Annotated in this window: 28 protein-coding genes; 10 read left to right on the top strand and 18 right to left on the bottom strand. The window is 69.7% G+C overall.

The window, feature by feature from the left end; genetic code table 11:
• Positions 1-432 carry a DUF1810 domain-containing protein gene (locus tag RTL41_RS01465; RefSeq protein ID WP_312160607.1) on the bottom strand — a complete coding sequence of 144 codons (432 nt, stop codon included), beginning with the start codon at positions 430-432 and terminating at the stop codon, positions 1-3.
• A 129-nt stretch (positions 433-561) separates the two neighbouring features.
• On the opposite strand from RTL41_RS01465, the gene RTL41_RS01460 reads away from it, so the two are divergent.
• Together RTL41_RS01460 and RTL41_RS01455 are read left to right on the top strand one after the other, a co-directional pair.
• Positions 562-954 carry an OB-fold domain-containing protein gene (locus RTL41_RS01460; RefSeq protein ID WP_312160605.1) on the top strand — a complete coding sequence of 131 codons (393 nt, stop codon included), beginning with the start codon at positions 562-564 and terminating at the stop codon, positions 952-954.
• Positions 955-961: 7 nt separating this feature from the next.
• Entirely contained in the window at positions 962-2113 is a 1152-nt protein-coding gene (locus RTL41_RS01455) for a thiolase C-terminal domain-containing protein (protein ID WP_312160603.1), read from the top strand.
• Between the two features lie 66 nt (positions 2114-2179).
• On the opposite strand, the gene RTL41_RS01450 is transcribed toward RTL41_RS01455, so the two are convergent.
• Complete coding sequence (locus tag RTL41_RS01450) at positions 2180-3307, bottom strand: zinc-binding dehydrogenase (protein WP_312160601.1); 1128 nt, start codon at positions 3305-3307, stop codon at positions 2180-2182.
• A gap of 232 nt (positions 3308-3539) precedes the next feature.
• Here RTL41_RS01450 and RTL41_RS01445 point away from each other — a divergent pair, with 232 nt between their 5' ends.
• The 4 genes from RTL41_RS01445 (at position 3540) to RTL41_RS01430 (ending at position 8685) form a co-directional block, all read left to right on the top strand.
• A complete protein-coding gene (locus tag RTL41_RS01445) occupies positions 3540-6002 on the top strand; it encodes a TonB-dependent receptor domain-containing protein (RefSeq protein WP_312160599.1) in 2463 nt (820 codons plus the stop codon).
• Entirely contained in the window at positions 6002-7510 is a 1509-nt protein-coding gene (locus tag RTL41_RS01440) for a CehA/McbA family metallohydrolase (protein WP_312160597.1), read from the top strand. Before RTL41_RS01445 ends, RTL41_RS01440 begins: the two co-directional genes overlap by 1 nt.
• 102 nt (positions 7511-7612) lie before the next feature.
• Entirely contained in the window at positions 7613-8215 is a 603-nt protein-coding gene (locus tag RTL41_RS01435; protein WP_312160595.1) for a response regulator, read from the top strand.
• On the top strand, positions 8212-8685 hold the full coding sequence (locus tag RTL41_RS01430) for a hypothetical protein (RefSeq protein ID WP_312160593.1): 474 nt from the start codon (positions 8212-8214) through the stop codon (positions 8683-8685). Before RTL41_RS01435 ends, RTL41_RS01430 begins: the two co-directional genes overlap by 4 nt.
• A 12-nt stretch (positions 8686-8697) precedes the next feature.
• On the opposite strand, the gene RTL41_RS01425 is transcribed toward RTL41_RS01430, so the two are convergent.
• The 12 genes from RTL41_RS01425 to RTL41_RS01370 are packed head-to-tail and all read right to left on the bottom strand — an operon-like array spanning position 8698 to position 18402.
• Positions 8698-9147: a hypothetical protein gene (locus RTL41_RS01425; protein ID WP_312160591.1), complete on the bottom strand. Its 450-nt coding sequence runs from the start codon at positions 9145-9147 to the stop codon at positions 8698-8700.
• Complete coding sequence (locus tag RTL41_RS01420; protein WP_312160589.1) at positions 9144-9740, bottom strand: response regulator; 597 nt, start codon at positions 9738-9740, stop codon at positions 9144-9146. The genes RTL41_RS01425 and RTL41_RS01420 overlap by 4 nt, the downstream gene beginning before the upstream one ends.
• Positions 9741-9751: 11 nt before the next feature.
• The gene (locus tag RTL41_RS01415; protein WP_312160588.1) at positions 9752-10117 is read right to left on the bottom strand and encodes a hypothetical protein; all 366 of its coding nucleotides are present in this window, start codon (positions 10115-10117) and stop codon (positions 9752-9754) included.
• Positions 10117-10677 carry a chemotaxis protein CheD gene (locus tag RTL41_RS01410; protein WP_312160586.1) on the bottom strand — a complete coding sequence of 187 codons (561 nt, stop codon included), beginning with the start codon at positions 10675-10677 and terminating at the stop codon, positions 10117-10119. Before RTL41_RS01410 ends, RTL41_RS01415 begins: the two co-directional genes overlap by 1 nt.
• Positions 10674-11063: a response regulator gene (locus tag RTL41_RS01405; protein WP_312160584.1), complete on the bottom strand. Its 390-nt coding sequence runs from the start codon at positions 11061-11063 to the stop codon at positions 10674-10676. Before RTL41_RS01405 ends, RTL41_RS01410 begins: the two co-directional genes overlap by 4 nt.
• The gene (locus RTL41_RS01400) at positions 11063-12100 is read right to left on the bottom strand and encodes a chemotaxis response regulator protein-glutamate methylesterase (RefSeq protein ID WP_312160582.1); all 1038 of its coding nucleotides are present in this window, start codon (positions 12098-12100) and stop codon (positions 11063-11065) included. The genes RTL41_RS01405 and RTL41_RS01400 overlap by 1 nt, the downstream gene beginning before the upstream one ends.
• A complete protein-coding gene (locus tag RTL41_RS01395) occupies positions 12097-12978 on the bottom strand; it encodes a protein-glutamate O-methyltransferase (RefSeq protein ID WP_312160579.1) in 882 nt (293 codons plus the stop codon). Before RTL41_RS01395 ends, RTL41_RS01400 begins: the two co-directional genes overlap by 4 nt.
• On the bottom strand, positions 12975-13445 hold the full coding sequence (locus RTL41_RS01390) for a chemotaxis protein CheW (RefSeq protein WP_409418300.1): 471 nt from the start codon (positions 13443-13445) through the stop codon (positions 12975-12977). The genes RTL41_RS01395 and RTL41_RS01390 overlap by 4 nt, the downstream gene beginning before the upstream one ends.
• A 2-nt stretch (positions 13446-13447) precedes the next feature.
• Complete coding sequence (locus tag RTL41_RS01385) at positions 13448-15769, bottom strand: chemotaxis protein CheA (RefSeq protein ID WP_312160577.1); 2322 nt, start codon at positions 15767-15769, stop codon at positions 13448-13450.
• Between the two features lie 28 nt (positions 15770-15797).
• On the bottom strand, positions 15798-16163 hold the full coding sequence (locus tag RTL41_RS01380) for a response regulator (RefSeq protein ID WP_056017186.1): 366 nt from the start codon (positions 16161-16163) through the stop codon (positions 15798-15800).
• Positions 16164-16173: 10 nt separating this feature from the next.
• Positions 16174-16455, bottom strand: coding sequence for an STAS domain-containing protein (locus RTL41_RS01375; RefSeq protein ID WP_312160570.1), 282 nt, complete (start codon positions 16453-16455; stop codon positions 16174-16176).
• A gap of 36 nt (positions 16456-16491) precedes the next feature.
• Entirely contained in the window at positions 16492-18402 is a 1911-nt protein-coding gene (locus tag RTL41_RS01370) for a methyl-accepting chemotaxis protein (RefSeq protein WP_312160568.1), read from the bottom strand.
• A 561-nt stretch (positions 18403-18963) separates the two neighbouring features.
• On the opposite strand from RTL41_RS01370, the gene RTL41_RS01365 reads away from it, so the two are divergent.
• From RTL41_RS01365 to RTL41_RS01355, 3 genes are all read left to right on the top strand, one after another.
• The gene (locus RTL41_RS01365) at positions 18964-20151 is read left to right on the top strand and encodes an acyl-CoA dehydrogenase family protein (RefSeq protein ID WP_312160566.1); all 1188 of its coding nucleotides are present in this window, start codon (positions 18964-18966) and stop codon (positions 20149-20151) included.
• A gap of 1 nt (position 20152) precedes the next feature.
• On the top strand, positions 20153-21229 hold the full coding sequence (locus RTL41_RS01360) for an acyl-CoA dehydrogenase family protein (protein WP_312160565.1): 1077 nt from the start codon (positions 20153-20155) through the stop codon (positions 21227-21229).
• Positions 21230-21439: 210 nt separating this feature from the next.
• Complete coding sequence (locus RTL41_RS01355) at positions 21440-22057, top strand: PEPxxWA-CTERM sorting domain-containing protein (RefSeq protein ID WP_312160563.1); 618 nt, start codon at positions 21440-21442, stop codon at positions 22055-22057.
• Here RTL41_RS01355 and RTL41_RS01350 read toward each other — a convergent pair.
• The 4 genes from RTL41_RS01350 to RTL41_RS01335 form a co-directional block, all read right to left on the bottom strand.
• Positions 22054-22263, bottom strand: a complete 210-nt coding sequence (locus RTL41_RS01350) for a hypothetical protein (protein ID WP_312160560.1) — start codon at positions 22261-22263, stop codon at positions 22054-22056. The genes RTL41_RS01355 and RTL41_RS01350 overlap by 4 nt on opposite strands.
• 146 nt (positions 22264-22409) lie before the next feature.
• Positions 22410-22706, bottom strand: a complete 297-nt coding sequence (locus RTL41_RS01345) for a GNAT family N-acetyltransferase (protein ID WP_312160558.1) — start codon at positions 22704-22706, stop codon at positions 22410-22412.
• On the bottom strand, positions 22703-23020 hold the full coding sequence (locus RTL41_RS01340; protein ID WP_312160555.1) for a GNAT family N-acetyltransferase: 318 nt from the start codon (positions 23018-23020) through the stop codon (positions 22703-22705). The genes RTL41_RS01345 and RTL41_RS01340 overlap by 4 nt, the downstream gene beginning before the upstream one ends.
• A gap of 49 nt (positions 23021-23069) precedes the next feature.
• Positions 23070-23900 carry a hypothetical protein gene (locus RTL41_RS01335; RefSeq protein WP_312160552.1) on the bottom strand — a complete coding sequence of 277 codons (831 nt, stop codon included), beginning with the start codon at positions 23898-23900 and terminating at the stop codon, positions 23070-23072.
• Between the two features lie 93 nt (positions 23901-23993).
• Here RTL41_RS01335 and RTL41_RS01330 point away from each other — a divergent pair, with 93 nt between their 5' ends.
• The gene (locus RTL41_RS01330) at positions 23994-25328 is read left to right on the top strand and encodes an SLC13 family permease (protein WP_409418299.1); all 1335 of its coding nucleotides are present in this window, start codon (positions 23994-23996) and stop codon (positions 25326-25328) included.
• The last annotated feature ends 4 nt before the right edge of the window (positions 25329-25332 follow it).

Below are 25332 nucleotides of genomic sequence, written 5' to 3'. Positions count from 1 at the left end.
CTAGCTGGCGAGCCGCTCCAGAACTTCCAAGGTCAGCGGATCGCGCTCGCCGCCGAAGTAGCGGGCCAGGGCGGTGCGGAACGGCGCTTCCTCCGGCGCCACGGCGTTGAACAGGGTCATGCTGGAGCGGAACTTCAGGTCGTCGGGCGGGCCGAACACGTCGCGCGCCGAGCCGGGGGCCTCGTTGGCCAGTTCGGTCAGGTCGCGCAGCCGCGAGCCCAGCACCGGATGCTCCAGATAGGCCCGCGCCTCGTCGGCCGAGCCGATCGCATAGCGCTGGGCCATGGCGCTCGATCCCAGCCCCGCGATCTGCGGGAACACGAACCACATCCAGTGGGACCGCTTGCGTCCCGCGGCCAGTTCGGCCCGTGCGCCGGCGATCACCGGCGCCTGGGCGTCGACGAAACGGGCGAGGTCGAAGGGGTCGAACATCGAGGTTTCCCTTAGCGTCAGCATCGACAACGGCGCCGTATCGGGCTTTGCTGCCGCGCCCGTCGTCAGGCGGGCCAATTTCCGAATGTCGAATTTTGATTGGGGACGAATTTCAAGATGGCGAGAATCTTGCCTGAACCCACGCCCGAGACCCAGCATTTCTGGGACGGGGCCGCCCGGGGCGAACTGCTCCTGCAACGCAACAAGGCCACCGGCGAAGCCTATTTCCCGCCGCGCCCGTTCTGCCCGAAGACCGGCTCGCGCGACGTCGAGGTGTTCAAGGCCAGCGGCAAGGCGGTCCTGTACTCGTATGTGATCAACCACCGTCCCCGCCCCGACATGGGGACCGAGCCCTACGCCATCGCGGTGGTGAAGCTCGAAGAAGGGCCGACCATGATGACCAACATCGTCGGCTGCCCGCAGACGCCCGAGGCCCTGGTGCTCGACATGCCGCTCGAGGTCGTCTTCGAAAAGTTCAGCGACACGATCTCGCTGCCCTTCTTCCAACCGGCCAAGTCGTAAGGGCTCGATGACCATGCAAAAGAATTCCGTCGCGGTCGTCGGGGCCGCGGAAACCACCAAGATGGGCAAGATTCCGGACGTGTCGGTGATCGGCCTGCACGCCGACGCCGCGCTGAACGCCATGGCCGACGCCGGCCTGACGCCGGCCGACATCGACGGCGTCGCCACCGCCGGCATCAGCCCGGTCGAACTGGCCCACTATCTCGGGATCAAGCCGACCTATGCCGACGGCACCAGCGTCGGCGGCTGCTCGTTCATGCTGCACGTGCGCCATGCGGCGGCGGCGATCAACGCCGGCCACGCCAAGACCATCCTGATCACCCACGGCGAATCGGGCCGCAGCAGGGTCGGCGCCGGCGGCTGGGCGCGCTCGCCCTCCAGCCTGATGGGCCAGTTCGAGATGCCGTTCGGCGTCACCTCGCCGCCGACCATGTTCACCGTGCCGGTGCTTCGCTACATGAAGACCTACGGCGTCACCGAGCAGGACCTGGCCAATGTGGCGGTGATCCAGCGCGAGTGGGCCGCCAAGAACCCGCGGGCCAGCTTCAAGGACCCGATCAGCATCGACGACGTGCTGAACTCGCCGATGATCGCCTGGCCGTTCCGGATGCTGATGTGCTGCCTGGTCACCGACGGCGGCGGAGCGCTGATCCTGACCAGCGCCGACCGGGCCAAGGACTTCCCGCAGAAGCCGGTCTACGTGCTGGGTACGGGCGAGAGCGTGGAGACCCCGCTGGTCTCGCAGATGTACGACTTCACCTCGTCCACCGCGTTCAAGATCTCCGGCAAGAAGGCGTTCGACGAGGCGGGCATCAAGCACGCCGACGTCGATCACCTGATGATCTACGACGCCTTCGCCCACCTGCCGCTCTATGGGCTGGAGGACCTGGGCTTCGTGAAGCCGGGCGAGGCCAAGGACTTCATCAACGAGCGCAATACCGCCATCGGCGGCAAGCTGCCGCTGAACACCAACGGCGGCGGGCTCTCCTATATGCACTCGGGCATGTACGGCATGTACGCGCTGCAGGAGAGCGTGCGGCAGATGCGCGGCACGGCGCCGGCTCAGGTGGAAGGCGCCAAGATCAGCGTGGCCCACGGCGTCGGCGGCATGTTCGCCGCCTCCGGCACGGTGATCTTCACGAACGAGAAGTCGTTGTAGAAACAGCGGCTTACCGCGGTTCATGCTGCACCCATGCTGCAAGGCGTGGGTGCAGCATTTTTTTGCCTAGGCGTCCTTGTTCGGGTTGATCAGGTACTTCTCGCCGGTGGCCTTGCGGGCGTAGGCGGCGATGGTTTCGGGCTGCAGGGCCTCGGCCAGCGAGAGCTCGGCGGTGTAGTGGCTGGCGAAGGTGGTCTTCAGTTCCGCCGCCACGCGGGCGCGCAGCTTGGCGGCGTCGGCGCCGAGCTTCACCAGGAAGGGCGTCAGCAGCCAGCCGTTCACGCCCCAGGAGAGGCCGAAGTTGCGGGCCAGCTCGGTCGGGCGGGTGTCGAGACCGCCATAGATGTAGACCTGCTTGTAGGTCGACGAGCCGTAGCGGCTGTAGACGGTGGCCTTGCGGTTGGCGGCGACCTCCATGGCCGAAAGGATCTGCGAGGCCAGCTTGCCGCCGCCGATGGCGTCGAAGGCCAGCGTGGCGCCGGTCTCGTCGATGGCGTCGGTCAGCGCCTCGATGAAGTCGGGGGCGGTGGAATCCACCACGTATTTGGCGCCGATGCCGCGCAGCAGGTCGGCCTGCTCCTGGCTGCGGACGATGTTGACCAGCGGCACGCCGTCCTGGAGGCAGATCCGGTTCAGCATCTGGCCGAGGTTGGAGGCGGCGGCTGTGTGCACCAGGGCGGTGTGGCCCTCGCGGCGCATGACCTCCACCATGCTGAGCGCGGTCAGCGGATTGACGAAGCAGGAGGCGCCGTCCGCCGGCGTGGCGTCCGCCGGCAGCACCAGCACGTCGGCCGCCTTGGCGGTGCGGTGCTGGGCGTAGGTCGCGCCGCCCAGCAGGGCGACGGTCTTGCCGATCAGGGCCTGGGCCTCGGGCGAGGAGCCGGCGGCGATCACCACGCCCGCGCCTTCGTTGCCCACCGGCATGGAGTCGTCCAGCCGCGCGGCCAGCGCGCGCAGGAACTGCTGCGGGACCGGCGCGGTGACGACGGCGTCGGCGCCCGAGCCGCTGGCCTTGGCGTTGGCGATGTCGGCCGGGCCCAGCAGCAGACCAAGGTCGGACGGATTGATCGGCGCCGCTTCGATCCGGACCAGCACCTCGTCGGCGGCCGGTTCCGGCACGGGCACGCGCGCCAGAGAGAGTTCCAGTTCGCCGCTCGACTTCACCAGCGAGCGCAGTTGCAGGCTCGTTCCCATACCCGTCTCCCAATTTTGCTTACGACGTAAATATGGACGGGCTGTCGCGGCGGCAATCATAAAACGCACGACCGGTCGCACTATTGATGCTGAAGGGCGATGCTCCGTAGACGCATCATCTGTAACCGTTCGGCCGCAAAGCTGTCGCCCGGCCGACGTCGAACCGTCGCCGAGCCGATATGCAGCGCCTTTAAGCCCCGGTCCAGGACAGTACCCCGGGGCCCGGATTCTCATGAAAGCCATCCTCTTTGCTGCGGCGGCCAGCGCCGCGCTGCTCGCCGCCATGCCGGCGCTCGCCGCCGACGCCGACGGCACGGTCGAGGAACTGATCGTCACCGCCCGCGCCGGCGCCGAGCAGCGCAAGGTCGAGGCGAGCTACGCCATCACCACCATCAGCGAGGAGAAGCTGCGCCTGCAGTCGCCGGTCAGCGTCGCCGAGGCGCTGAAGAACGTGCCCGGCTTCTGGGTCGAGGCCTCCGGCGGCGAGGCCGGGGCTAATATCCGCGCCCGCGGCATCCCGATGGAAGGCTATTCGGCCATCGCCATGCAGGAGGACGGCACGCCGATCCAGCACGACGGCGGCCTGGGCTTCCTCAACTCCGACTTCTCGTTCCGCATGGACGAGACGGTGCAGCGCATGGAGGTCGTGCGCGGCGGCCCGTCCTCGATCTTCACCTCCTACGCGCCGGGCGGGGTGGTGAACTTCATCACCCGCAAGGGCTCCGACCATTTCGAGGGCCTGGTGAAGGCCCAGGTCGGCGACTACGGCCTGGCGCGGGGCGATTTCTGGGTCGGCGGGCCGGTGGCCGGTTTCCGCGTCGGCCTGGGCGGCTTCTACCGGGTCAGCGACGGGGTCCGCGATCCGGGCTACCGCGCCGACGAAGGCGGCCAGATCCGCCTGTCGATCGGCCGCGACTTCGAGCGCGGCTCGATCGACTTCAACGTCAAGCACCTGGACGACAACACGATCTTCTTCCTGGGCGTGCCGCTGACCTTCGATTCCAAGGGCGACACCGCCGGCGTGCCCGGCTTCGATCCGAACTACGGCACCTTCGCCGGGCGCGAGACCAGCAGGTTCACCTTCCGCACCAACCGCGGGCCGTACGACTTCGACCTCACCCGCGGCGCGGACGTGAAGCTCACCCAGTACACCTTCAACTTCAACTACGAGCTCGGCGGCGGCTGGGAGGTGCAGGACAACCTGCGCTACCGCACCAGCGACGTCGCCCGCGCGGGCCTGTTCCCCAACAGCCCGGTGACCGCCGCCTCGCGCCTGGCGCAGGTGCAGGCCGGGCTGCCCGCGGCGCTCGGCGCGACCGCCGTCGAGTATCGCTTCGTCAACGCCCCGAACGAACGCTTCGACGTCGCGAACCAGAACGGCAACGGCCTGGTGATGGACGCCTCCATGCGCCAGCAGGACATCACGCTCGACGAATGGATCAACGACCTGCGGCTGCTCAACCGCTTCGAGATCGGCGGCCAGACCCATGACGTCGCGCTGGGCCTCTACTACGCCAAGGTCGAGGAGACCTTCTTCCAGATCGGCGCCTCGGCCCTGGTCGACGTGCGCGAGAACGCCCGCCTGCTCGACATCGTCGCCCTGAACGCCGCCGGCCAGGTGGTCGCCAACATGACCGAGGGCGGCATCTCCCGCTATGGCCTGCAGTTCAACAACGCCGAGGGCGAATCCAAGACCCTCGCCCTCTACGCCTCGGACGAATGGCGCCTGAACGACAAGCTGCGCGTCGACCTTGGCTTCCGCTGGGAGCGGATCGAGATGTCGGGCCGCAACGAGCGCAGCGCCTCGATCAATCTCGGCCAGTCGCCGACCCCGGCCGACGACAGCGTGCTGAGCGGCACGGGCGTGTTCGATCCGCTGGATCGCGAGTTCGACGGCTGGGGCGCGACGGTCGGCGTCAACTACCAGATCCAACCGAACCTCGGCGTCTTCGCCCGCTACACCTACGGCTTCCGCCTGCCGTCGCTGGGCGACTTCCTGACCAACCCGACCCGCACCGACCCGCGGGTCCAGGGCATCGACCTGGCCGAGGCCGGCATCAAGATCGACCAACCGACGTTCAGCGTCTATGCGACGGCCTTCTATACCGGCTTCGACAGCCAGTCGTTCGGCGAGACCCGCTTCGACCCGGTCACCAACACCTTCGTCAGCCGCACCGAGTTCACCTCGACCACCTCCTACGGCGTGGAGCTGGAGGGCGTCGTGCGGCCGGTCGACTGGTTCGACGTCTCGTTCACCGGCACGGCCCAGAACCCGCGCTTCGGCGACTTCGTGTTCAACGAGAACGTCGGCGGCGTGCTTGTGCCTCGCGACTTCTCCGACAACACCCAGGTGCGCGCGCCCAAGGTCAGCGGCCGGATCACGCCGGGCTTCAACCTGCTGGACGGCAAGCTGCGGCTGGAGGGCGACCTGCAGTATTACGGCAAGCGGTTCTCGGATGCGGCCAACACCCTGATCATCCCGGACTATTTCCTGCTGAACGCCCAGGTCCGCTACAACGTCGCCGACAACCTGACGCTCTACGCCTACGGCACCAACCTCACCAACGAGATCGGCCTGACCGAGGGCAACCCGCGGGCTGGCCAGTTCATCAGCGGCGAGACGGGGGCGAAGTACTATCTCGGCCGGCCCGAGCTCGGCCGTGCGTTCCGGGCCGCCGTGCTATACCGCTTCTGATGACCCGGACCCTGCGACAGGGCCTGCGCGCGGGGGCGGTGCTGATCGCCCTCGTCATGCTGGCCTTCTTCTTCGAGGCGGCGGTCGCGCGGGCGCAGACCTCGCGCGCGCCCGACCTGACCCTGACCGGAACCCTCACCGGGGCGGCGCACGAGACCTATGCCGAGCTGCCGTTCAAGGTTCCGGCCGGGACCCAGCGGCTGAGCGTCGAGTTCAGCTACACCGGCAAGGAGCAGAAGTCGGTCATCGACCTGGGCCTGCGCGATCCCGACCGGTTCCGCGGCTGGAGCGGCGGCAACAAGAGCCGCTTCACCGTGGCCGAGGCCGACGCCACCCCGTCCTACCTGGCCGGGCCGCTGAAGCCGGGAACCTGGAAGCTGATCCTCGGCGCGCCGAACATCCGCAAGGCCGCCCGCGCCGACTATGTGGCCAGGATCTGGTTCGACCCGGCGGGCGCCCCGTTCGCGGGCTTTTCCGACCAGCCGACCGCCAGCGGCGAGCGCTGGTGGCGCGGCGACCTGCACATGCACACCGGCCACAGCGACGGCTCGTGCCTGTCGCGCAAGGGGGCGAAGGTCCCGTGCCCGGTGTTCAGGACCCTGGACGCCGCCGTCGCCCGCGGCCTCGATTTCGTGGCGGTCACCGATCACAACACCACCTCGCACTTCGAGGCGTTGCGGGAACTGGCGCCCTATTACGACGACCTGCTGGTCATGCCGGGACGGGAGATCACCACCTTCCACGGCCACGCCAACCTGTTCGGCCCCACCGCCTTCATCGACTTCCAACTGGGCGGCCCGCGCGCGCCGACCTTCGCGAGCATCCAGACCCAGTCCGAACGGGCCGGCGGGCTGCTTTCGATCAACCATCCGGGCCTGCCGTCGGGCGAGCTTTGCATGGGCTGCGGCTGGACTGCTCCGGATACGGACTATTCGCGCGTCCAGGCGGTCGAGGTGATCAACGGCGGCGCCGCCGAAGGGCCGCTTTCGGGCCTCGCCTTCTGGGAGGCCAGGCTCAACGAGGGCCTGCGCATCACCGCCATCGGCGGCTCCGACAACCACGACGCCAGCCTGGACCCGGCCAAGGCGCCGGCGATCGGCGTGCCGACCACGGTGGTCCGCGCGCCCGAACTCAGCCAGGCGGCCATCCTGCAGGCGATCCGCCAGGGCCACGTGTTCCTCGACGTCGCCGGAACCCGCGACCGGGTGCTGGAGGTGAGCGCGAGCGCCGGGGGCGCGGAGGCCCAGATGGGCGACCTGCTCGCCGCGCCGGCGGGGGCGAAGGTGACGATCACGACGCGCGTGGTGGGCGTTCCGGGCGGCCGCATCGTCCTGGCGGGGGACGGCGCCCAACTCGCGACCCTGGCCGATCCCGGCCTGGCGAGCGGGGACCAGACCCTGGGCTTCGACCTCATCGCCGATGGCCAGGCGCGTTGGCTGCGGGTCGACGTGCGCGGCGCCGACGGCAAGCTCGTCCTGCTGGGCAACCCGATCTACCTGCGGCCCTGAGCCCCGAGTCCTGTGGCCGGACGCCGCAGGCGGCGGCCTGGAAACAGTTATTAACCGTGCCGCCCTAGGGTCGATGCAGTCGTTTCGCCGCCCGGGAAGAGCATGGGGCTGAATCCGGAATCCCGCGCCCGCTTCAATCTCGAGCGTACCTCGGTGCTGGTGCTCGACGAGTCCCCCATGGGGATGAGCATCCTCGTCCAGATCCTGACCGGCTTCGGGGTGAAGACCCTGCACCGCTGCGAGAAGGTCGAAGAAGCCAAGGACGTGATCACCAAGGTCGAGGTCGACCTGGTCGTCTGCGACGCCATGGGTGCTGGCGGCGAGGGCTATGACTTCGTCTCCTGGCTGCGCTCCAGCAAGATCGAGCCGAACTGCTACGTGCCGGTGCTGCTGACCTCCGGCCACACCCCCAGCCATGCGGTGCAGAAGGCGCGCGACTGCGGCGCCCACTTCATCATGGCCAAGCCGCTGACCCCGATCGCGGTGCTGGAACGGATCATCTGGATCGCCCGCGAGGGGCGGCGGTTCGTGGAATGCGACACCTATGTCGGCCCCGACCGGCGCTTCAAGAACGACGGCGTGCCCCCCGGCATGACCGGCCGCCGCCGCGACGACCTGCAGGGCGATATCGGCGAGGCGCAAAGCCCCAACATGGATCAGGAGGTCATCGACAGCCTGATGAAAACGAGACGGGTGGAACTATGAGCGCGGTGAAGATCTTCACGCCTCCGGTCAAGCTGGCCAAACTCCTGCGCACCCCGGGCGGCTTGCCGGTGGCCGAGGCGGTCCAGCGGGCCGGCGCGGGCCTGGCCAGCCTGAAGACCGAATGCCTGGGCGAGCTGATGACGGTGCTGGAGCAGGCCGAGGCCTGCGCGGGCCGGGCCGGGGCGGACTACGACGCGGCGCTGGCGGGCGAGCTTTACGACATCGTCGCCAAGCCGATCGGGGTGCCCAGCGTCTGCGGCCTGACCGCCGTCGACACCGCCCTGATCAGCCTCTCGGACCTGCTGGACTATCTGAAGGGCCAGCAGCGCTGGGACGCCAACGCGGTGGCCGTGCACCTGCGCGCCTTCCGCCTGCTGCTGCACACCGAGGGCGCGGCCGACGCGGCGGGAACCCAGGCGGTCCTGGCCGGCCTGCGCAAGGTCAGCCAGCGCTACGCCAAGCCGGAATAGGGACGGCGGCGCCTACGGCGCCAGCCGGTCGGTGATCGACCAGAGCCCGTCGACCACAGACTTCAGCGAGGCCGGGTCCTGGCCGTCCTTGGTCCACAGCAGGCGCAGGGCGCTCACATGCACGCCGATGCTCGCCCAGTCCTGGCGGTCGTGGGTGCGCTGGCGGTCGACCAGTTCGCAGAGGCTGTAGCAGGCGTCGCACAGCACCCGCTTGTCGAACAGGCCGGCGATGTCGAGGATGGTCGAGGCCTCCTCGTAGACGGCGTCCAGCGGCGCGACCTGCTCGCGGTTCATCGCCTCCAGGCGGCCGATCATGTTGCCGAGCGACTTCATGGCGTCGCCCGCATGGGCGGCCAGTTCGCGCTGCGCGCGCTCGCTGGCGAGGCCCGCGGTCATGCCGCCCGGACGGGCGACCTGTTCGGTCAAGCGGTACTTGACCTTGACGAATTCAGCTTCGCTCACAGTTGCGCCTTCATCGGTTTCAGCAGCATGTCGATGTCGGACTGATCCATGTTCGGATCCGTGGCGGCCCCGACATGCGTGGAGAGGTCGTCCTTGCGTCGGCCCTTGACGCCCAGCGGCGGGCCCATGTTCTTGAAGCGGCGGTCGGGGCCGACATAGCCGTCGGCCACCACCATCTGGCGCTCGTCCTTGGCCACCCAGAACACCCGCTGCAGCAGGATCTCGGGGGTGAAGGGCTTGGAGACCACGAAGTTGGCGCCGGAATCGCGGCTCTTCTCGACCATCGCCCGGGCGGCGTGGCCGGTCAGCATGATCACCGGGGTGAAGCGCGAGGCCTCGGGGCCTTCCCGGCGCAGCCAGCGCACGAAGTCGTAGCCGTCCATGTCGGGCATCGAGGAGTCGATGACGATCAGGTCCAGTTCCTGGGTCTTGACCACGTGCATCGCGCCGGCGCCCGAGGTCGACTTGAACTGCTTGCGCACCCCGAAGCCGCGAAACATCGAGGTCAGGGCGTCGAGCGCCTGCGGGTTGTCGTCGACCAGCAGGACCACCGATCGGTCGAGATTGATCCTGATCTTGGGGTCGAGGGCCATCGGCGAGCCGCTTAGAAGAGGTCGAGGTCCCCGGCGTCCGCCGTCGCCCGGGCGGGACCCTCGCGGGTCACGCGCGCCAGGCGGTTGGCGAGATCGCCGAGGGTGACGCCGGCGACGGCGTCGGTGAGGTCGTAGGCGTCGCTCTCGGCCTGGGCCGAAAGCTTGCGGGTGAAGTTGGCCAGGGCCGCCAGGTGCTGGGTCAGCACGTCCAGGGTCTGGGCCTCGTGCAGGGCGATGGCCAGCGGTTCGCCGCGGCTGGCGCGCACGAGCTGCGTCACCAGGGTCTCCAGGCGGTCGCACAGCTCTCCGGCATGCTCCAGTTCCTGGGCGATGGAGGCCAGCACCTCTGGCGTGCGGACGATGGCGGGTTGGCTCATCAGAACAGCTCCACGGACCCTTCGTCCTCGACCGGCGCAGGGATCCGCGCCACAGGTTCGCGCAGACGGGTTAGCTCCGCGTTATCAGTCACGGTCCTTTGTTGCGCCCGCCCGGTGGTCGGCCAGTACTGCACGCGGCGGGCCGACAGGCCGCCCAGGCTCGATCCGACGACCGGAATGCCTTCGTCGCGGAGGAATTTCTCGGCGAAGGCGGCGTTCGAGGCGCCGACGTCCGACAATCCGCCGAACATCCGCGCGCCGCCGAACAGCTTGGCCTCCAGCCGCTCGCGCCGCGCGCCAGAGCGCAGCAGTTCGTTGATCAGCAGTTCCATGGCGTAGGCGCCGTAGCGGCGGCCCTCGTCCAGGCCCTCGGCCCGCCCCTCGGGCAGCAGGAAGTGGTTCATGCCCCCGACGCCGGTCTTCGGATCGCGCATGCAGACGGCCACGCACGATCCGAGGATCGTGGTCAGCATGACATCGGGATCGGCCGATATGTGATGCTCTCCCTGCACCACATGGATCCGCTTGCCCGGTCGTCCGGAGACGTTCTCGACGATCATGTCAGGGGACCGAACACCGCTTCGATTTTTTCTTTGAGCGTCTGGGTGGTGAAGGGCTTCACCAGGTAGTTGTTGACCCCGAACTGCACTGCGCGCTGCACCAGCTCGCGGTCGGCGCGGCCGGTCAGCATGATGACCGCGGTCTTCGAGGTCGGGCCATGGGCGCGGATCGCCCGCAGCAGGCCCAGCCCGTCCAGCTTGGGCATGTTGAAGTCGGTGATCACCAGGTTGGCCGGGGCGGCGATGAGCTGGCGCAGGGCCTCCTCGCCGTCGGGCGCCTCGCGCGTCTGGGTGATGCCCAGGGCGTGCAGGCTGGTGCGGATCAGCGAGCGCATCGTCTGCTGGTCGTCGACGATCAGGGTCTTGATGGTGACGGCGGCGGGCATCAGGCGCTCCTATGGATGTCTGCGGCGGAGCAGAGGTTCAAGATGGCGGACCCCATGCGCGAGAGGCCCACCTGCTTCTCGACGGCGCCCATTTCGAATGCGACGCGCGGCATGCCGTAGACGACGCAGGAGGATTCATCCTGTCCCAGCGTGCGGGCGCCGGCCTTGCGCATGGCCAGCAGGCCCGCGGCGCCGTCGCGGCCCATGCCGGTCAGGATCGCGCCGACCGCGTGGCGGTTCAGCCGGGCGACCGACTCGAACAGCACGTCGACCGAGGGGCGGTGGCCGTTGACCGGTTCGCCGGGGCGCAGCCGGATCACCGGATGCGAGGCGGAGAGGACCTCCATGTGCAGCTCGCCGCCCGGCGCGATGTAGACGTGCCCCGGCTGCAGGCGGTCGCCGTCCCGCGCCTCGGTGACATGGGCGCCGGAGATGCGGTCCAGCCGCGCGGCGAAGCTCCGGGTGAAGGTCGCCGGCATGTGCTGGGTGATCACCGTCGGGGGGCAGGTCTCGGGGAAGGCCGCCAGGATGGTCATCAGCGCCTCGACCCCGCCGGTGGACGAGCCGATCGCCAGGATCGCGTCCGAGGCGCGGTAGTCGCCGTCCCGCTCGACCGGCGCGGCCGGGCCGTTGTAGGGCTTGACCCGGGCGCGGGCCGCGGCCTTCACCTTGGCGGTCAGCTCGTTGAAGGCTTCCTGCGCGGTGACCCCGCCGACCGGCTTGCCGACGCAGTCGACGGCGCCCAGCTCCAGGGCCTCCAGGGTCACGTCGGCGCCGGCCTGGGTCAGGGTCGAGACCATGACCACCGGCGTCGGCCGCAGGCGCATGATCTTCTCCAGGAACTCCAGCCCGTTCATCTTGGGCATCTCGATGTCGAGGGTGACGACGTCGGGATTGAGCTTCTTGATCTGCTCGCGGGCCTCGATCGGGTCGTTGGCGAAGCCCAGCACCTCGATCTCGGGATCACGCTTCAGCGCCGCGGCGATCAGGCCGCGCATGGTGGCGCTGTCGTCGACGACCAGGACACCGACGCTCATCGCGGGCCCCGCAGCGAATAGGTGGTCAGGCCGGTGGTCTCGAACTGGCTGGTCGCCGGGCCGGAGACGCGCTCGGAGTGGCCGATATAGAGCGTGCCGCCCGGCTCCAGCGCCGGGGCGAAGCGGCTCCAGATCCGCTCCTGGGTCGGTTCGTCGAAATAGATCACCACGTTGCGGCAGAAGATGACGTCGAACTTGCCCTTCATCGGCCAGTCGCCGATCAGGTTGAGCTCGCGGAACGCCACCAGCTCGCGCAGCTCGTCGGCGACCTCCCAGCCGGACCCGGCCTTCTTGAACCACTTGCGGCGCAGCTCCAGCGGCACCGGGGCGACGGCGTCCTCGCGGTAGACGCCGGTCTTGCCCTCGGCGATCATGTTCGGGTCGATGTCGGTGGCCAGGATCTTCACGTCCAGGCTGGCCGCCTCGGGCAGGGCGGTGAGGACGGTGATGGCCATGGAGTAGGGCTCCTGGCCGTTGGAGCAGGCCGCCGACCACAGGCGCACGCGGCCGCCCTTGCGGGCGCGCTCGGCCAGCCTGGGCATCACCACTTCGCGCAGGTGGTCGAAGTGGTGCGGCTCGCGGAAATAGCGGGTCACGTTGGTGGTCAGGGCGGCCATCATCGCCTGGCGCTCGTCGACGCCCTGCTGGCCCTCGATCAGGCTGCAGTATTCGCGGAACGAGCGCAGGCCCAGCGAGCGCAGGCGCTTGGCCAGGCGCGAATAGACCAGCGCCGCCTTGCCCTCGGCCAGGGCGATGCCGGCGTGGCTGTGCAGGATGTGGGCGATCTTGCGGAAATCGTCGTCGGTGAACAGGAACTCGCCTTCGACCAGCCCGGCCGCGGCGCCGCCCCTGGCGCGGGTGTCGACCGGGCTCGTCATGCGGCCTCGGCTTCGGCTTCGGGCAGCACCCGGTCCAGGGAGATCAGGCTGACCATGCGCCCGTCGATGGCGAACAGGCCCTTGACGAAGGTCTTGACCTGGTCGCAGGCGACGTCCGGCGTCGGCTGCACCATGTCGTCGCTGACATTGATGATGTCGCTCACCGCCTCGACCAGCAGGCCGAGCGTCCGGCCGCCGACATTGACGACCATGATCACGTGGCGGGCGCTGGGCTCGCTGGTGGTCAGGCCCAGGCGCGCGCCCAGGTCGACGATCGGCAGCACCGCGCCGCGCAGGTTGATGACGCCCTTCATGTAGGACGGGGTGCGGGGCAGGGGGGTGGCGGGCGTCCAGCCGCGGATCTCACGCACCTGCATGATGTCGACGCAGAACTCCTGGTCGGCGATGCGGAAGGCGATCAGCTCGCGGCGCGCGCCGGCCGCGGCGGGGGTCATCGGGTCGCTCATACTCATACGGCCATTCGCTTTTCGCTACGCGGCGCCGGCTTGCGCCGGTGCTGAGTGGTCACAAGGGCGTCGACGTCGAGGATCAGGGCGACGCGGCCGTCGCCCAGGATGGTGGCCGCCGCGATGCCTTCGATCTGCTGGTAGTTGGCTTCCAGGCTCTTGATCACCACCTGGCGCTGGCCCTGGATGGCTTCGACCAGCAGGGCCGCCTTGCCGCCGCCCTCGCTCTCGACCAGCACCGCCACGCCTTGCGACGGCTCGGTCGGGGTGTCGCGGAAGCCCAGCGAGACGCCGACGTCGATCAGCGGCACGAAGGTCTCGCGGATGCGGATCACCGCGTCCTTGCCGCCGACATAGTGCACGTCCTCGGGACGCGGGGTCAGGCTTTCGATGATCGTCGACAGCGGCGCGACCAGGGTCTGTTCGGCGGCGGTCACCACCATGCCGTCCAGCACCGCCAGGGTCAGCGGCAGCGACATGGTGAACTTCGAGCCCTTGCCGGGCTCGGACGAGATCGAGATGCGGCCGCCCAGGCCCTGGATCGAGCGGCGGACCACGTCCATGCCGACGCCGCGGCCGGAAATGTCGGAGATGGTCTCGGCGGTCGAGAAGCCGGGCAGGAAGATCAGGTTGTCGGTCTCTTCGTCCGACAGCACCGCGTCCTCGGCGATCAGGCCCTTTTCCACGGCGATGCCGCGCACGCGCTGGCGGTTGATGCCGCGGCCGTCGTCCTGGATCTCGATGACGATGCGGCCGCCGCGGTGCAGGGCGCGCAGGCGCACGACGCCTTCGGCCGGCTTGCCGGCCTCGGCCCGGCCCTCGGGCGTCTCCAGCCCGTGGTCGATGGCGTTGCGCAGCATGTGGGTGATCGGGTCGGTCAGGCGCTCGATGACGGTCTTGTCGACCTCGGTGCCTTCGCCCTCCATGACCAGGCGCACGCGCTTGCCGACCATGTCGGCGACTTCGCGGACCAGGCGCGGCATGCGCTGGAACACGCTCTTCACCGGCTGGGCGCGGATGGCCATGACGCTGTCCTGGATCTCGCGCGTCAGCAGCTCGAGGTCTTCCAGGCCCAGCACCACGTTCGAGGAACGGGCCAGGCCGCTTTCCAGCACGCGCTGGGACAGCATGGCCTGCTGGATGACCAGCTCGCCGACGGCGTTGATCAGGCGGTCGACGCGGTCGAGGTCGACCCGGATGGTGGCTTGCGGCGCGGCGGCCTGCGACGCCGGCGCGTTGGCCGCCTTGGCGGCGGGCGCAGGCGCAGCGGCCGCGGCGACGGGCGCAGGCGGGGCGGCCGGCGGCGCGACGGTTTCGGCCTGGGCGCGGGCGATCAGGGCGGCGACGTCCATCTCGCCGGCCGGTTCGGGCGCCGGCTCGGGAGCCGCCTCGGCGGCCGGCGCGTCGCCGGACACGCGGGCCAGCAGGGCGGCCAGGTCCAGCGGGGCGTCGGCGCTGGCCTTGGCCAGGTCGTCGTCGCTCATCGGCACGTCGGCCTTGGGCGCAGGCTCGTCGCCGCCTTCGCGGCTGATCGAAAGGACGCAGTCGTCCTCGACGAACTCGAACACTTCACGGATCGAGGCTTCGTCCGCCTCGGTGGTCAGGCGGACGGTCCAGCGCAGATAGGCGCTTTCGGCGGCGATCTGGTCCAGCGGCGGCAGGTCGCTGTCGTCGAGCGTGACCTCCGTCTCGCCGAGCCGGGCCAGTTCGCGCAGCACCAGGCCAGCTTCGTTGGCCTTGGCGTACATCTCGGTCTTCGGCGCGAAGGCGATGATCCAGGCCCCGCCGCTGGCGGCGGCCGGCTCGGGCTCGAGCGCCACCGGCGGCGGCAGGTCGAGGCCGAGGTCGCCGGCGGGAGCGGAGTCGTCGTCGATGGAGACGGCCATCGGCACGAAGCCGAAGTCCTCGTCCTCGCCCAGGTCGCCGTCGTCCAGGCCCTCGTCGCCGATCAGCGCCTTCAGTTCGGAGAGGATGCCCGCCGAGCGGGCCTCGTCCACCATCGTCCCGTCGCGCGCGGCGGCCACATGGTCGGCCAGCACGTCGAAGGCGCGCAGCAGGGTCTTGGCGACCTCGTCGGTCAGCTCCATCTTCCCCGAGCGCAGCTCGTCCATCACCGTCTCGAAGACGTGGGCGAAGCGGATCAGGTCTTCGAGACCGAAGGCGCCGGCGCCGCCCTTGACGGAGTGGACCGCCCGGAACACCGCATTGATCGTCTCGCTGTCGGCGTCGCCCGCCTCCATCGCCAGCAGACCCTGCTCGGCGTCGGTCAGGAGCTCGTCGCACTCCTGGAAGAAGGTCTGCTTGATGCTCTCGAACGGATCCAACGGAACGCTCCGGTTGGGTGGAAAAGGTTTAGGCGGCGACGCGGCGGACGGCTTCGACCAGCTTCACGGGATTGAACGGCTTTACGATCCAGCCGGTGGCGCCGGCCGCGCGGGCCCGCTCCTTCTTGGCCGCGTCGCTTTCGGTGGTCAGGACCAGGATCGGCGTGGCGCGGTGATCGGGATTGGCGCGCACGCCCTCGATCACGCCAAAGCCGTCCAGGCGCGGCATGTTGATGTCGGTGATGACGACGTCGGCGCCGTTGGCCTGCAGGACTTCCAGTCCTTCCACCCCGTCCACGGCCTGGATCACGGTGTATCCGGCCTGAACCAGGGCGTGGTTCAGCATTTCCCGCATGGTGCGGCTGTCGTCGATCGTCAGGACGGTCTTGCTCACGAGGATCCCCCTAGGACTCGAATTGCAGCTCGGGCTCGCCGAACGCGGCTAGTTGTTCTGAAAAGCCCGAAGACGGTTGATCCACAGTTAAGCTGTGGCCGTCCTCGGCCCAGATTTTCCGCGCCGACATAAGAACTTGCAGACACAGGCCGCCCAGGCGGGTCACCTGCGATGCGTCCAGGGTCAGGGGACGGCCCCGCAGGGCCATCAGTTCGGCCCGCAGGGGCTCGGCGGCCTGCAGGTCCAGGATCGGCTGCAAGCTGACTACGGCGGGCGCCGCTGGCTCCGTCATCTTAACTCCCCCAGGTCGCCGCGCTTTGGCGGCGCTTTAGAATTCTTCCCAACCGTCCGCCTCGGGCTCCGGCCTGCGGAGCGCCGAGCCGTCACGGCTCGATCGTTTCATCTGCGGGGCTGCGGCGACCGGACGACGTCCGGTCGGGGCGGCCTGCGCCTGGCCGATCTTGAACCGTGCGACGGAGCCCGCGAGGGTCTCGGCTTCGCCCGCCAGGGCGTGGCTCGCCGCCGTCGATTCTTCGACCATGGCCGCATTCTGCTGCGTGACCTGATCCATTTGGTTAACGGCGGTGTTGACTTGTTGCAGGCCGACGGCCTGCTCCTGGGCGCTGGCGGCGATCTCCGAAACCAGGCTGTCGATCTCGGCCACGCGGCTGACGATCCGCTGCAGCGCCTCGCCGGTCTCGCCGACCAGGTGCACGCCCTGGCCGACCTGCTGGCTGGAGGCGGAGATCAAGGCCTTGATTTCCTTGGCCGCTTCGGCCGAGCGCTGGGCGAGCGCCCGCACTTCCGAGGCGACGACCGCGAAGCCCTTGCCGGCGTCGCCGGCCCGGGCGGCCTCGACCCCGGCGTTCAGCGCCAGCAGGTTGGTCTGGAAGGCGATCTCGTCGATCACCCCGATGATCTGGCTGATCTGTTGCGCCGATTGTTCGATTTCACTCATGGCCGCGACGGCTTGCCGCACCACTTCGCCGCTCTTCTGCGCGTCGCCGCGCGCGCCCAGCACCACGTCGCTGCAGGTCTTGGCGCCGCCGGCGGTCCTGTTGACCGTGGCGGTGATCTCGTCGAGGGCCGCGGCGGTCTCTTCCAGGCTGGCGGCCTGTTGCTCGGTGCGGCGCGACAGGTCGTCGGCGGCGATGCTGATTTCGCCCGCGCCGCTCTTGATGCCCTGGACGTTGGCGATGACCACGCTCATCGCGTCCTGCAACTGGCCCATGGCGGCGTTGAAGTCGGTCTTGAGCTGGGCGGCGTCCGGCGCGAACGGGGCGGTGATCCGATGGGTCAGGTCGCCGCTGGCCAGCTTGCCCAGCGCTTCGGCCAGGGCGCCGATGGCGACGGCGTCCTCTTCGGCCTTGCGGGCCTTTTCCTCTTCCCGGGCGCGGCGCTCGGCCTCGGCGGCGGCGCGCTGCTCGGCGGTCTGGCCTTCCAGGCGCAGCTTCTCGATCCCGGCTTCCTTGAAGACGGCGACGGCCTGAGCCATCTCGCCGACCTCGTCCTTGCGGCCCATGGCCGGGACGGCGGCGGTGAAATCGCCCTGGGCCAGGCGGCGCATGGCGGCGGTCATCGCGGTCACCGGCGCGGCGATCATCTTGCTCAGCAGCCAGCCCAGGCCGACGGCGATCAGCACCGCCAGCGTCAGGCCGATCGCCAGGCTGGCGGTCGCGGTGTTCGAGGCCTTGATCTGCTGGACCTGCAGCCGGGTCATTTCCTCGGTCATCGCCGCCTGCACTGCGTCCATCGCGTCTTCGGCCGGGGCGATCACGGAGTCGGCGGCGCCGTCCGGGCCGACCATGGCGATGGCCTGGTCGAGGGTCGCGGGGTCGGAGGCCAGCTTCACCCCGGCCTCGAAGATCTCGGCGTACCACTTGTCGGCGGCGGCCGTGGCGGTGTCGATCTTGGCCGCCAGCTCGGGCGTGTCGGTCAGGCCGGCGCGGGCGGCGTCCAGGCGCTTCTTGAAGTTGGCGCGGTGCTTGTTCACCCGCTCGACATAGTAGTCGTTCTTCGACAGCAGATAGCCGCGATAGCTGTTCTCCTGACGGGTCATGAAGAACTTGGCCTCGTCGAGGGCGGTGAGCACCTCGCGGCTTTCCTTGATCTCCAGGCGCGCGTGATCGAGCGTGCGCAGGTTGACCAGCATGGCGCCGCCCATGCCCGCCATGGTGAGCACGACCGCAGCGAAGCCCAGGGCCAGCTTGCGGGAGATTTTCAGATTGTCGAAAGACACAGGCCGTCCCCAGGTTCAGACCGCAGCGCCGATTGCGCGATGCGATGCGCGCGCGCCCAGGGTTATTCTTCCGTACCGATAACAAGAACATGCAGGATAGGCTTGCGCGCCCCGCATTCGAAAAACGATGTTCTTGAGTATACGAAAGGCCAACGCCTGCAGACGCGCACTAATCTCCTACCAATACTTTGTAAGTTCGGGCGCGATGACGCGCAGCCCCCTACGTCACGTGCCCCATCGCTAGGTGGTTTCGGCTGAAGAAATGGTTACTGCGGCGGGGAGGTCGGCGCCGTTTCCCATGCATTTGCGGGGACTTGTGCGATCGGGTGCGACAAGCCGCCACAGGGGGCGGCGCTGGCCTGGCGGGGCTGTAACCCTTGGATGTGGGCCTGGCGGAAACTACAGTTCTAGGTAATATAGTGACGCCTGTTTCATCTTGGACTGAAGTTCAATTTGAGGTTTCGTGAGGCGGCGGGCGCGCCTCGGCTTCCGTCGGGTCATACTTGCGAGGGCGCGGTCGGGGTGCTCGCCTAAGGGCGACGACGCCCTGGGAGGACGCCGATGGACCTGAGATTCACCCCCGAGATGGAAGCCTTCCGCGACGAGGTTCGCGCCTTCCTGGCCAAGCACCACGACCGCTATGCCGGCGAGGCGGCGCGCCCGCGCGAGGCGGCCCTGGAATGGCAGCGGCTGCTGATCGAGAACGGCTACGCCGCCCGCACCATCCCCAAGGAATATGGCGGCTATGGCGCCGCGCCCGACGTGCTCAAGACCCGGATCATCGCCGAGGAGTTCACCCGCGCCGGCGCGCCGCGCGGCTTCGCCAACCAAGGCATCTCGATGCTGGTCCCGACCCTGCTGGAGGTCGGCTCCGAAGAGCAGAAGACGCGGTGGATCGGCCCGACCCTGCGCGGCGAGGTGGTCTGGTGCCAGGGCTATTCGGAGCCGGGCGCCGGCTCCGATCTCGCCTCGCTGCAGACCCGGGCGGTGGAGGACGGCGACGACTTCGTGATCTCGGGCTCGAAGATCTGGACGAGCACCGCGGCGCAGGCCGACATGATCTTCTGCCTGGTGCGCACCGAGCCGGACGCGCCCAAGCACGACGGCATCTCCTACATCCTGTTCCCGATGACGACGCCGGGGATCGAGGTGCGGCCGCTGAAGACCATGACCGGCTCGGCCGAGTTCAACGAGGTGTTCTTCACCGACGTCCGCGTGCCCAAGAGCGCGGTGGTCGGCGGCCGGGGCCGGGGCTGGTTCGTCGCCAACGCCACGCTCAAGCACGAGCGCGGCATGCTGGGCGATCCCAACGCCACCGAGGCGCGGCTGCACAACCTGATCGAGCTGATGAAGACCGAAAGCGTCGACGGCTGCCGGCTGATCGACGACCCGGTGTTCTGCGACCGGCTGATGCAGCTCCAGGCCCGGGTGCTGACCATGAAGTTCAACGGCCTGCGCAACGTCACCGCCTCGATGGCCGGCGAGCCCAGCGGCATGGCCGGGCTGGTGGTCAAGCTGCAGGGCTGCGAGCTGAACCACCAGATCGCCGCCCTGGCCATCGACGCCCTGGGCGAGCTGGGCGTGCTCTACGAGGACGGGCCGCACCTGCGGGCCAAGGGCTCCTGGCAGTGGAACTACATGTTCGACCTGGGCCTGATCATCGGCGGCGGCACCGCCCAGATCCAGAAGAACATCATCGCCGAACGCGGCCTTGGCATGCCGCGCGAACCCAAGCTCGCGAGCGCCTGACATGGATTTCTCGATCACCGCCGACCAGAGGCTGATGCAGGAGAGCCTGGCCAGGACCCTGGAGGCCGCCGCCGGCCTCGACCGGGTGCGCAGGTTCGCCGCCGACCGCGACGACGCCGGCGCCGACATCTGGGCCGCGCTGGCCGACTTCGGCCTGCCGGGCGTCGTCATCCCCGAGGAGCATGGCGGGCTGGGCCTGGGACTGCTGGACGCGGCCCTGGCCGCCGAGGCGCTGGGCCGGGCCGTGGCGCCGGCGCCGTTCCTGGGCGCGGTGGCGGCCTCGATCGCCCTGACCCGCGGCGGAACCCCCGAGCAGCAGGCGCGCTGGCTGCCGAAGATCGCGGCCGGCGACGTGGTGGTCGGGCTGGCGCTCGCCGAGGCGGTCGCCGGCGCGCGCGACGGCATGGGCGTGACCGCTGCCGGCGGCAGGCTGAGCGGCGGGGCGCTGTTCGTCACCGATGCGATGAGCGCCGATCTCCTCGTGGTCGCCGACACGGCCGGCGGCCTGCACCTGGTCGCCGGCGACGCGCCCGGCCTGCGCCGCGCGGTGGTCACGAGCATCGACCTGACCCGGCGGCTGGGCGAACTGGCCTTCGAGGGCGTCCCGGCCGAGCCGCTGGCCCCCGGCACGCTCGACGCCGTGCGCGATGCGGCCTGGACGCTGCTGGCCGCCGACACCCTGGGCGCGGCCGAGGTGATGATCGAGAAGGCGGTCGCCTACGCCAAGGAGCGCCGGCAGTTCGGCCGGGTCATCGGCTCGTTCCAGGCGGTCAAGCACATGTGCGCCGAGATGGCCGCCGAGCTGGAGCCCTGCCGCGCCCTGGTCTGGTACGCCGCCTACGCCTTCGACGACGCCCCGGCCGAGGCGGGGCTGACCGCCGCCCACGCCAAGGCCCACACCTCCGAGGTCGGCCGCTTCATCGCCCGCACCGCGACCGAGGTGCATGGCGGCATGGGCATCACCGACCTGCTGGGCCTGCACTACTGGTTCAAGCGCATCGGCCTGAACCGCCAACTGCTGGGCGGGCCCGAGCGGGTGCGCAGGGTCGCGGCGAAGATGCAGGGTCTGGCGGCGTAGAGGCGCCCAGCGGGGGGGCGCCTCCTTCCTCCGCCATGAATGGGGGAGGAAAAAACGAGATCCGCCCCGGCGCCGCATCCGCCCTCAGGTCGGACTAAGGGTTAATACCAGGTCGAGCCGTCAGGGCTTGAGCCCGCCGTCGGGCGAGGCGTAGCGTCGCTGCGGGCGTGGTCGCCTTTGCGCCCGTTGGCCGGTACGGGAGGAAGGGCCATGAAGCATGTCATCGCGAGCACGGCGTTCGCATTGTCGCTGGGCGTGGGGAGCGTGGCGAACGCCGGCGTCGTCGTGTTCCAGCAATCGGGGAACACGAACGTTCTCGACCTCTTCGGCGTCGGCCTGCCCGGCGGGGGGAACTATCGGTTCGAGGCGACCAGTTCGATCCCGGTGACCTTCGAGTTCCTGGCCTCGTATGACGAGCACTGGGACATCTTCCTGGCCCCGCCGCCGCGCCCGCACAGCGAGTTCATCGAGGGCAACAGCTCGCCGATCGAGGGCGCCGCCAGCGGGACGGGGCTGGCGTTCTCCTGGACCTTCCTCGTCCCCGAAACGAAGATCACCTTCTTCGACGCCGGTCCCGTCTACGAGGTCTATGGGATTCCGATCGGAGCCCCGCTCTACGAAGAGGTGAAGGCGGACAATCCGTTCTTCGGCGTGTTCGTGCGCGACGGGGAGTTGGGACGGCCGTTCGACTACAGCTTCACCGTCACGCGGCTGGCGCCGATTCCCGAGCCGGCGACCTGGGTGGGGCTGATCCTGGGGTTCGGCATGCTGGGCGCGGCGCTTCGGCGGCATCGCGCACGGATCGCTCGGGTGAGCGCCGTTTCCTAGGCCAGGCGCGGGTCGGGCTCGGGGACCCGCTCGCAGGTCACGACCCGGCGCAGGCCCTGCCAGACGACCACGTGCGATGCGCTGGCGTGTTGGCCGAGCAGCAGCAGGGCCTCGGCGACGGCGATGCTGTCGGTGGGGCAGCTCAGCGCCTCGAAGGTCGCGGCCACGCCGTTCGGTTTGGTGGGATAGATCGTATAGAGCGGCACAACGCACTCCCCTTCCGATTTGGCGGGAGCATGCGGGCGGTCAAGCCCATGACTTCCAGTCGTCGAATGCCGGGAAGCCCCTCGATCGACGATGGCGCAGCTTACCCTGCTTTCGCCGAACGGCGGCGTGACGTTACCGTGACCGCCTAGACCGTCAGCGCCGCCCGCTCGTCCGGATGCACCAGGTCGTGCAGTTCCGGGCGCCTGGCGATGTAGGCGCGGAAGAAGGCGCAGCGCGGCCGCACCTTCAGGCCCTGGCCGCGGGCATAGGCGAGGGCGGCCTGCGCCAGCCGCGAGGCGAGCCCCTGGCCCTCGAAGGCCTTGGGGGTGAGCGTGTGCGGAAAGACGATGCTGTCGCCCACGACCTGGTAGTCGGCGAAGGCGACCTCGCCGCCGTCCAGCGCGATCTCGAACCGGCGCGGCGTGCGGACGACCTCGCTCATGCCTTCGCCGTCAGGCCGGGCCGCTCGTCGGGATGCACCATCTCGTGCAGTTCCGGATGCCGGGAGATGTAGGCGTGGAAGAACGGGCAATGCGGCCGCACCCACAGCTTCTGCTCGCGGGCGAACTGCAGCCCCGCCTCGACGAGCCGCTTGCCGACGCCCTGGCCGGCGAACGCCTCGGGCACGACGGTGTGCGGGAAGATCACGCTGTCGCCGCGCAGGCGGTACTCGGCGAAGGCGACGTCCTCGCCGACGCGGATCTCGAAGCGCTTGTCGGTGCGCGTCACCTCGGGCAGGTCGGGGGCGTCGGCCATCTGGGTCCTCGTTGGCGCCTGGGTCTGATCGATGAAATCTAGGGCCGCCTCAGTCCTTTCGCCACTCGCTGATCTGGCCGCCGGTGTCGCCGTCCTCGAACGCCACCCGGTCGAGCGTCGCCGCCGCCACGCAGAGCGGCCGCTGGTCGGGCCCGTCCGCCCGGCACTGGATCGTCCGCCCGTCCGGAAAGGTCGCGAACCGCCCTTCGAGGACCAGCCGGAACCCCTTGGCGGGCAGGGCCGGCGGCGCCTCGCCGGTCCCGCGCAGCGTGAAGCCGTAGGCCCGGCCCTTGCGGCGGCCGAAGCGCGAGCCCTGCGGCTCGAACACCGCCGCCAGGCCGACCGTCTGCGGCGAGGGCGTCTCGGAGGGCTCGGCCGGCCCGGCGGGGCAGGTCTCCGCGGCCAGCCACGGGCGATCGATCCAGTAGCCTTCGGCCCCGTCCCAGAGTCTGGCTTCGATCGCCTGGGCGAACAGCGGCGAGGCGCTCCAGTCGGCGGGGGTGAGGCTCAGTTCGACCGCCGCGTCCTTGGCGCGCGGCGCCCAGCCCGCCAGTCCGGCCGCCGGCCTGCCCTCGCGCGCCGGGCCCAGGCAGCCGAAGGCCGAGCGGATCGTGAAGGTGCGCCCGGCCAGCGGGTCGCTCCCCTGCGGCGCGGTCCCCGCGGCATAGGCGGAGGCCGCCGCCGCGGCCGCCGCCAGCAGGTCAGCGCGGCTCGCCGCCGGCGGCGGCGGCGTGATGAGCTTCGGAGCCTGGGGCGGGGGCGGCTCGATCTTCGGCGGCGGGGCCGGCGGGGCGGGCTCCCTCGGGCCGCAGGCCAGCAGCAGGGCCGAGAGGGTGAGAACGGCGGCGCGGCCCGCCCGTCCTCGGCGCGCGGAGTTCACATCTGCGGGAGGCATAAGGCCAAGGCTAGCATGTGAGCGTTCGCGCGTTCCAAGAACCTTGGCGTGAACGTCACGGAAGGTCCCCCCGCCCAGATGAACTTCGATCAGGTCGCCGCGCTCGTGGTCCTCGTCGCCGTCGTCGGCGTTCTGATCCATGGACGGGTCCGGTCCGATGTCGCGGCGCTGTCGGCGGCGGCGGCCCTGCTGCTGCTGGGCGTCATCCGCCCGGTCGAGGTGCAGGGCGCCTTCGCCAGCCCGGCGGTCATCGCGCTCGCCTCGCTGTTCGTGATCGCCTACGCGATCGAGCTGTCGGGCCTGCTGGGCCTGATGATCCGCCAGGCGTCGCGGATGTGCGCGCGGCTGGGCGAGAGGGGCCTGTGGCTGGTCATCGGCTTCTGCGGCACGGTCGGGGGCTTCCTCAACAACACCCCGATCGTGGTGCTGGCCGCGCCGGTGATCCGCGACGTCGCGACCTCCATCGGCCTGTCGCCCAAGCGGTTCCTGATGCCGCTGAGCTATGTGACGGTGATGGGCGGGCTGCTGACCCTGATCGGCACCTCGACCAACCTGCTGGTCAACGACATGGCCCGCAACGCCGGCCAGCCGAGCTTCGGCCTGTTCGAGATCACCCCCGTGGGCCTGAGCGTGGCCGGGGCCGGGGCGCTCTATCTCTACGTCTTCGGGGTCCGCCTGCTGCCCAAGGACGAGGTTCCCGCCGCGGCCGCCGACAAGGCTTCGCCCGTGCCGCTCGGCGAGGCCCGCGGCCACGAGGGCGGGGCCGGCGACGCCGTGCTGGGCGACGTGGCGCTGTTCACCGCCGCCGACCGGCCCTTGCAGCTCGGCAAGGCGCTCACCGCCCTGGCGGTCTTCGTCGCCGTCGTCGCGGCCGCGGCGTTCGGGGTCGCGCCGATCTCCGCCGCCGCCTTCGCCGGAGCGGTGTCGCTGATCCTGCTGCGGGTGATCAGCCCCGACGAGGCCTATGCCGGCCTGCGCCCCGACGTGCTGCTGCTGATCGCCGGCATGGTGGTGGTCGGCCTCTCGATCGAGGTCACCGGCCTGGCGGCGGCGGGCAGCGAGTTCCTGATCGGGTTCATCCGGCCGTTCGGCCCGCTGGCGGCGCTGATCATCCTCTACGGGGTGACCCTGGTCGCCACCGAGTTCCTCTCCAACGCGGCGGTCGCGGTGCTGGTGACGCCGATCGCCGTCGCCCTGGCCGAGAGCCTGGGGGTCGACCCGCGCCCCTTCCTGGTCGGCGTCATGATGGCCGCCAGCGCCGCCTTCGCCACGCCGTTCGGCTACCAGACCAACGTCCTGGTCTTCCAGATGGGCGGCTACAGCTACATGGACTTCGTCCGCGTCGGCGTGCCGCTGAACATCGTTACCTGGATCGCGGCGATGATCGCGATCCCGGTCTTCTTCCCCTTCTGACCCG

The organism is Phenylobacterium sp., assembly GCF_031984885.1.
In the GTDB taxonomy this organism is placed as follows: Bacteria; Pseudomonadota; Alphaproteobacteria; order Caulobacterales; family Caulobacteraceae; genus Phenylobacterium.
The sequence above is the reverse complement of the archived record's forward strand: the minus strand, read 5'-3'. Positions and strand labels throughout refer to the sequence as shown.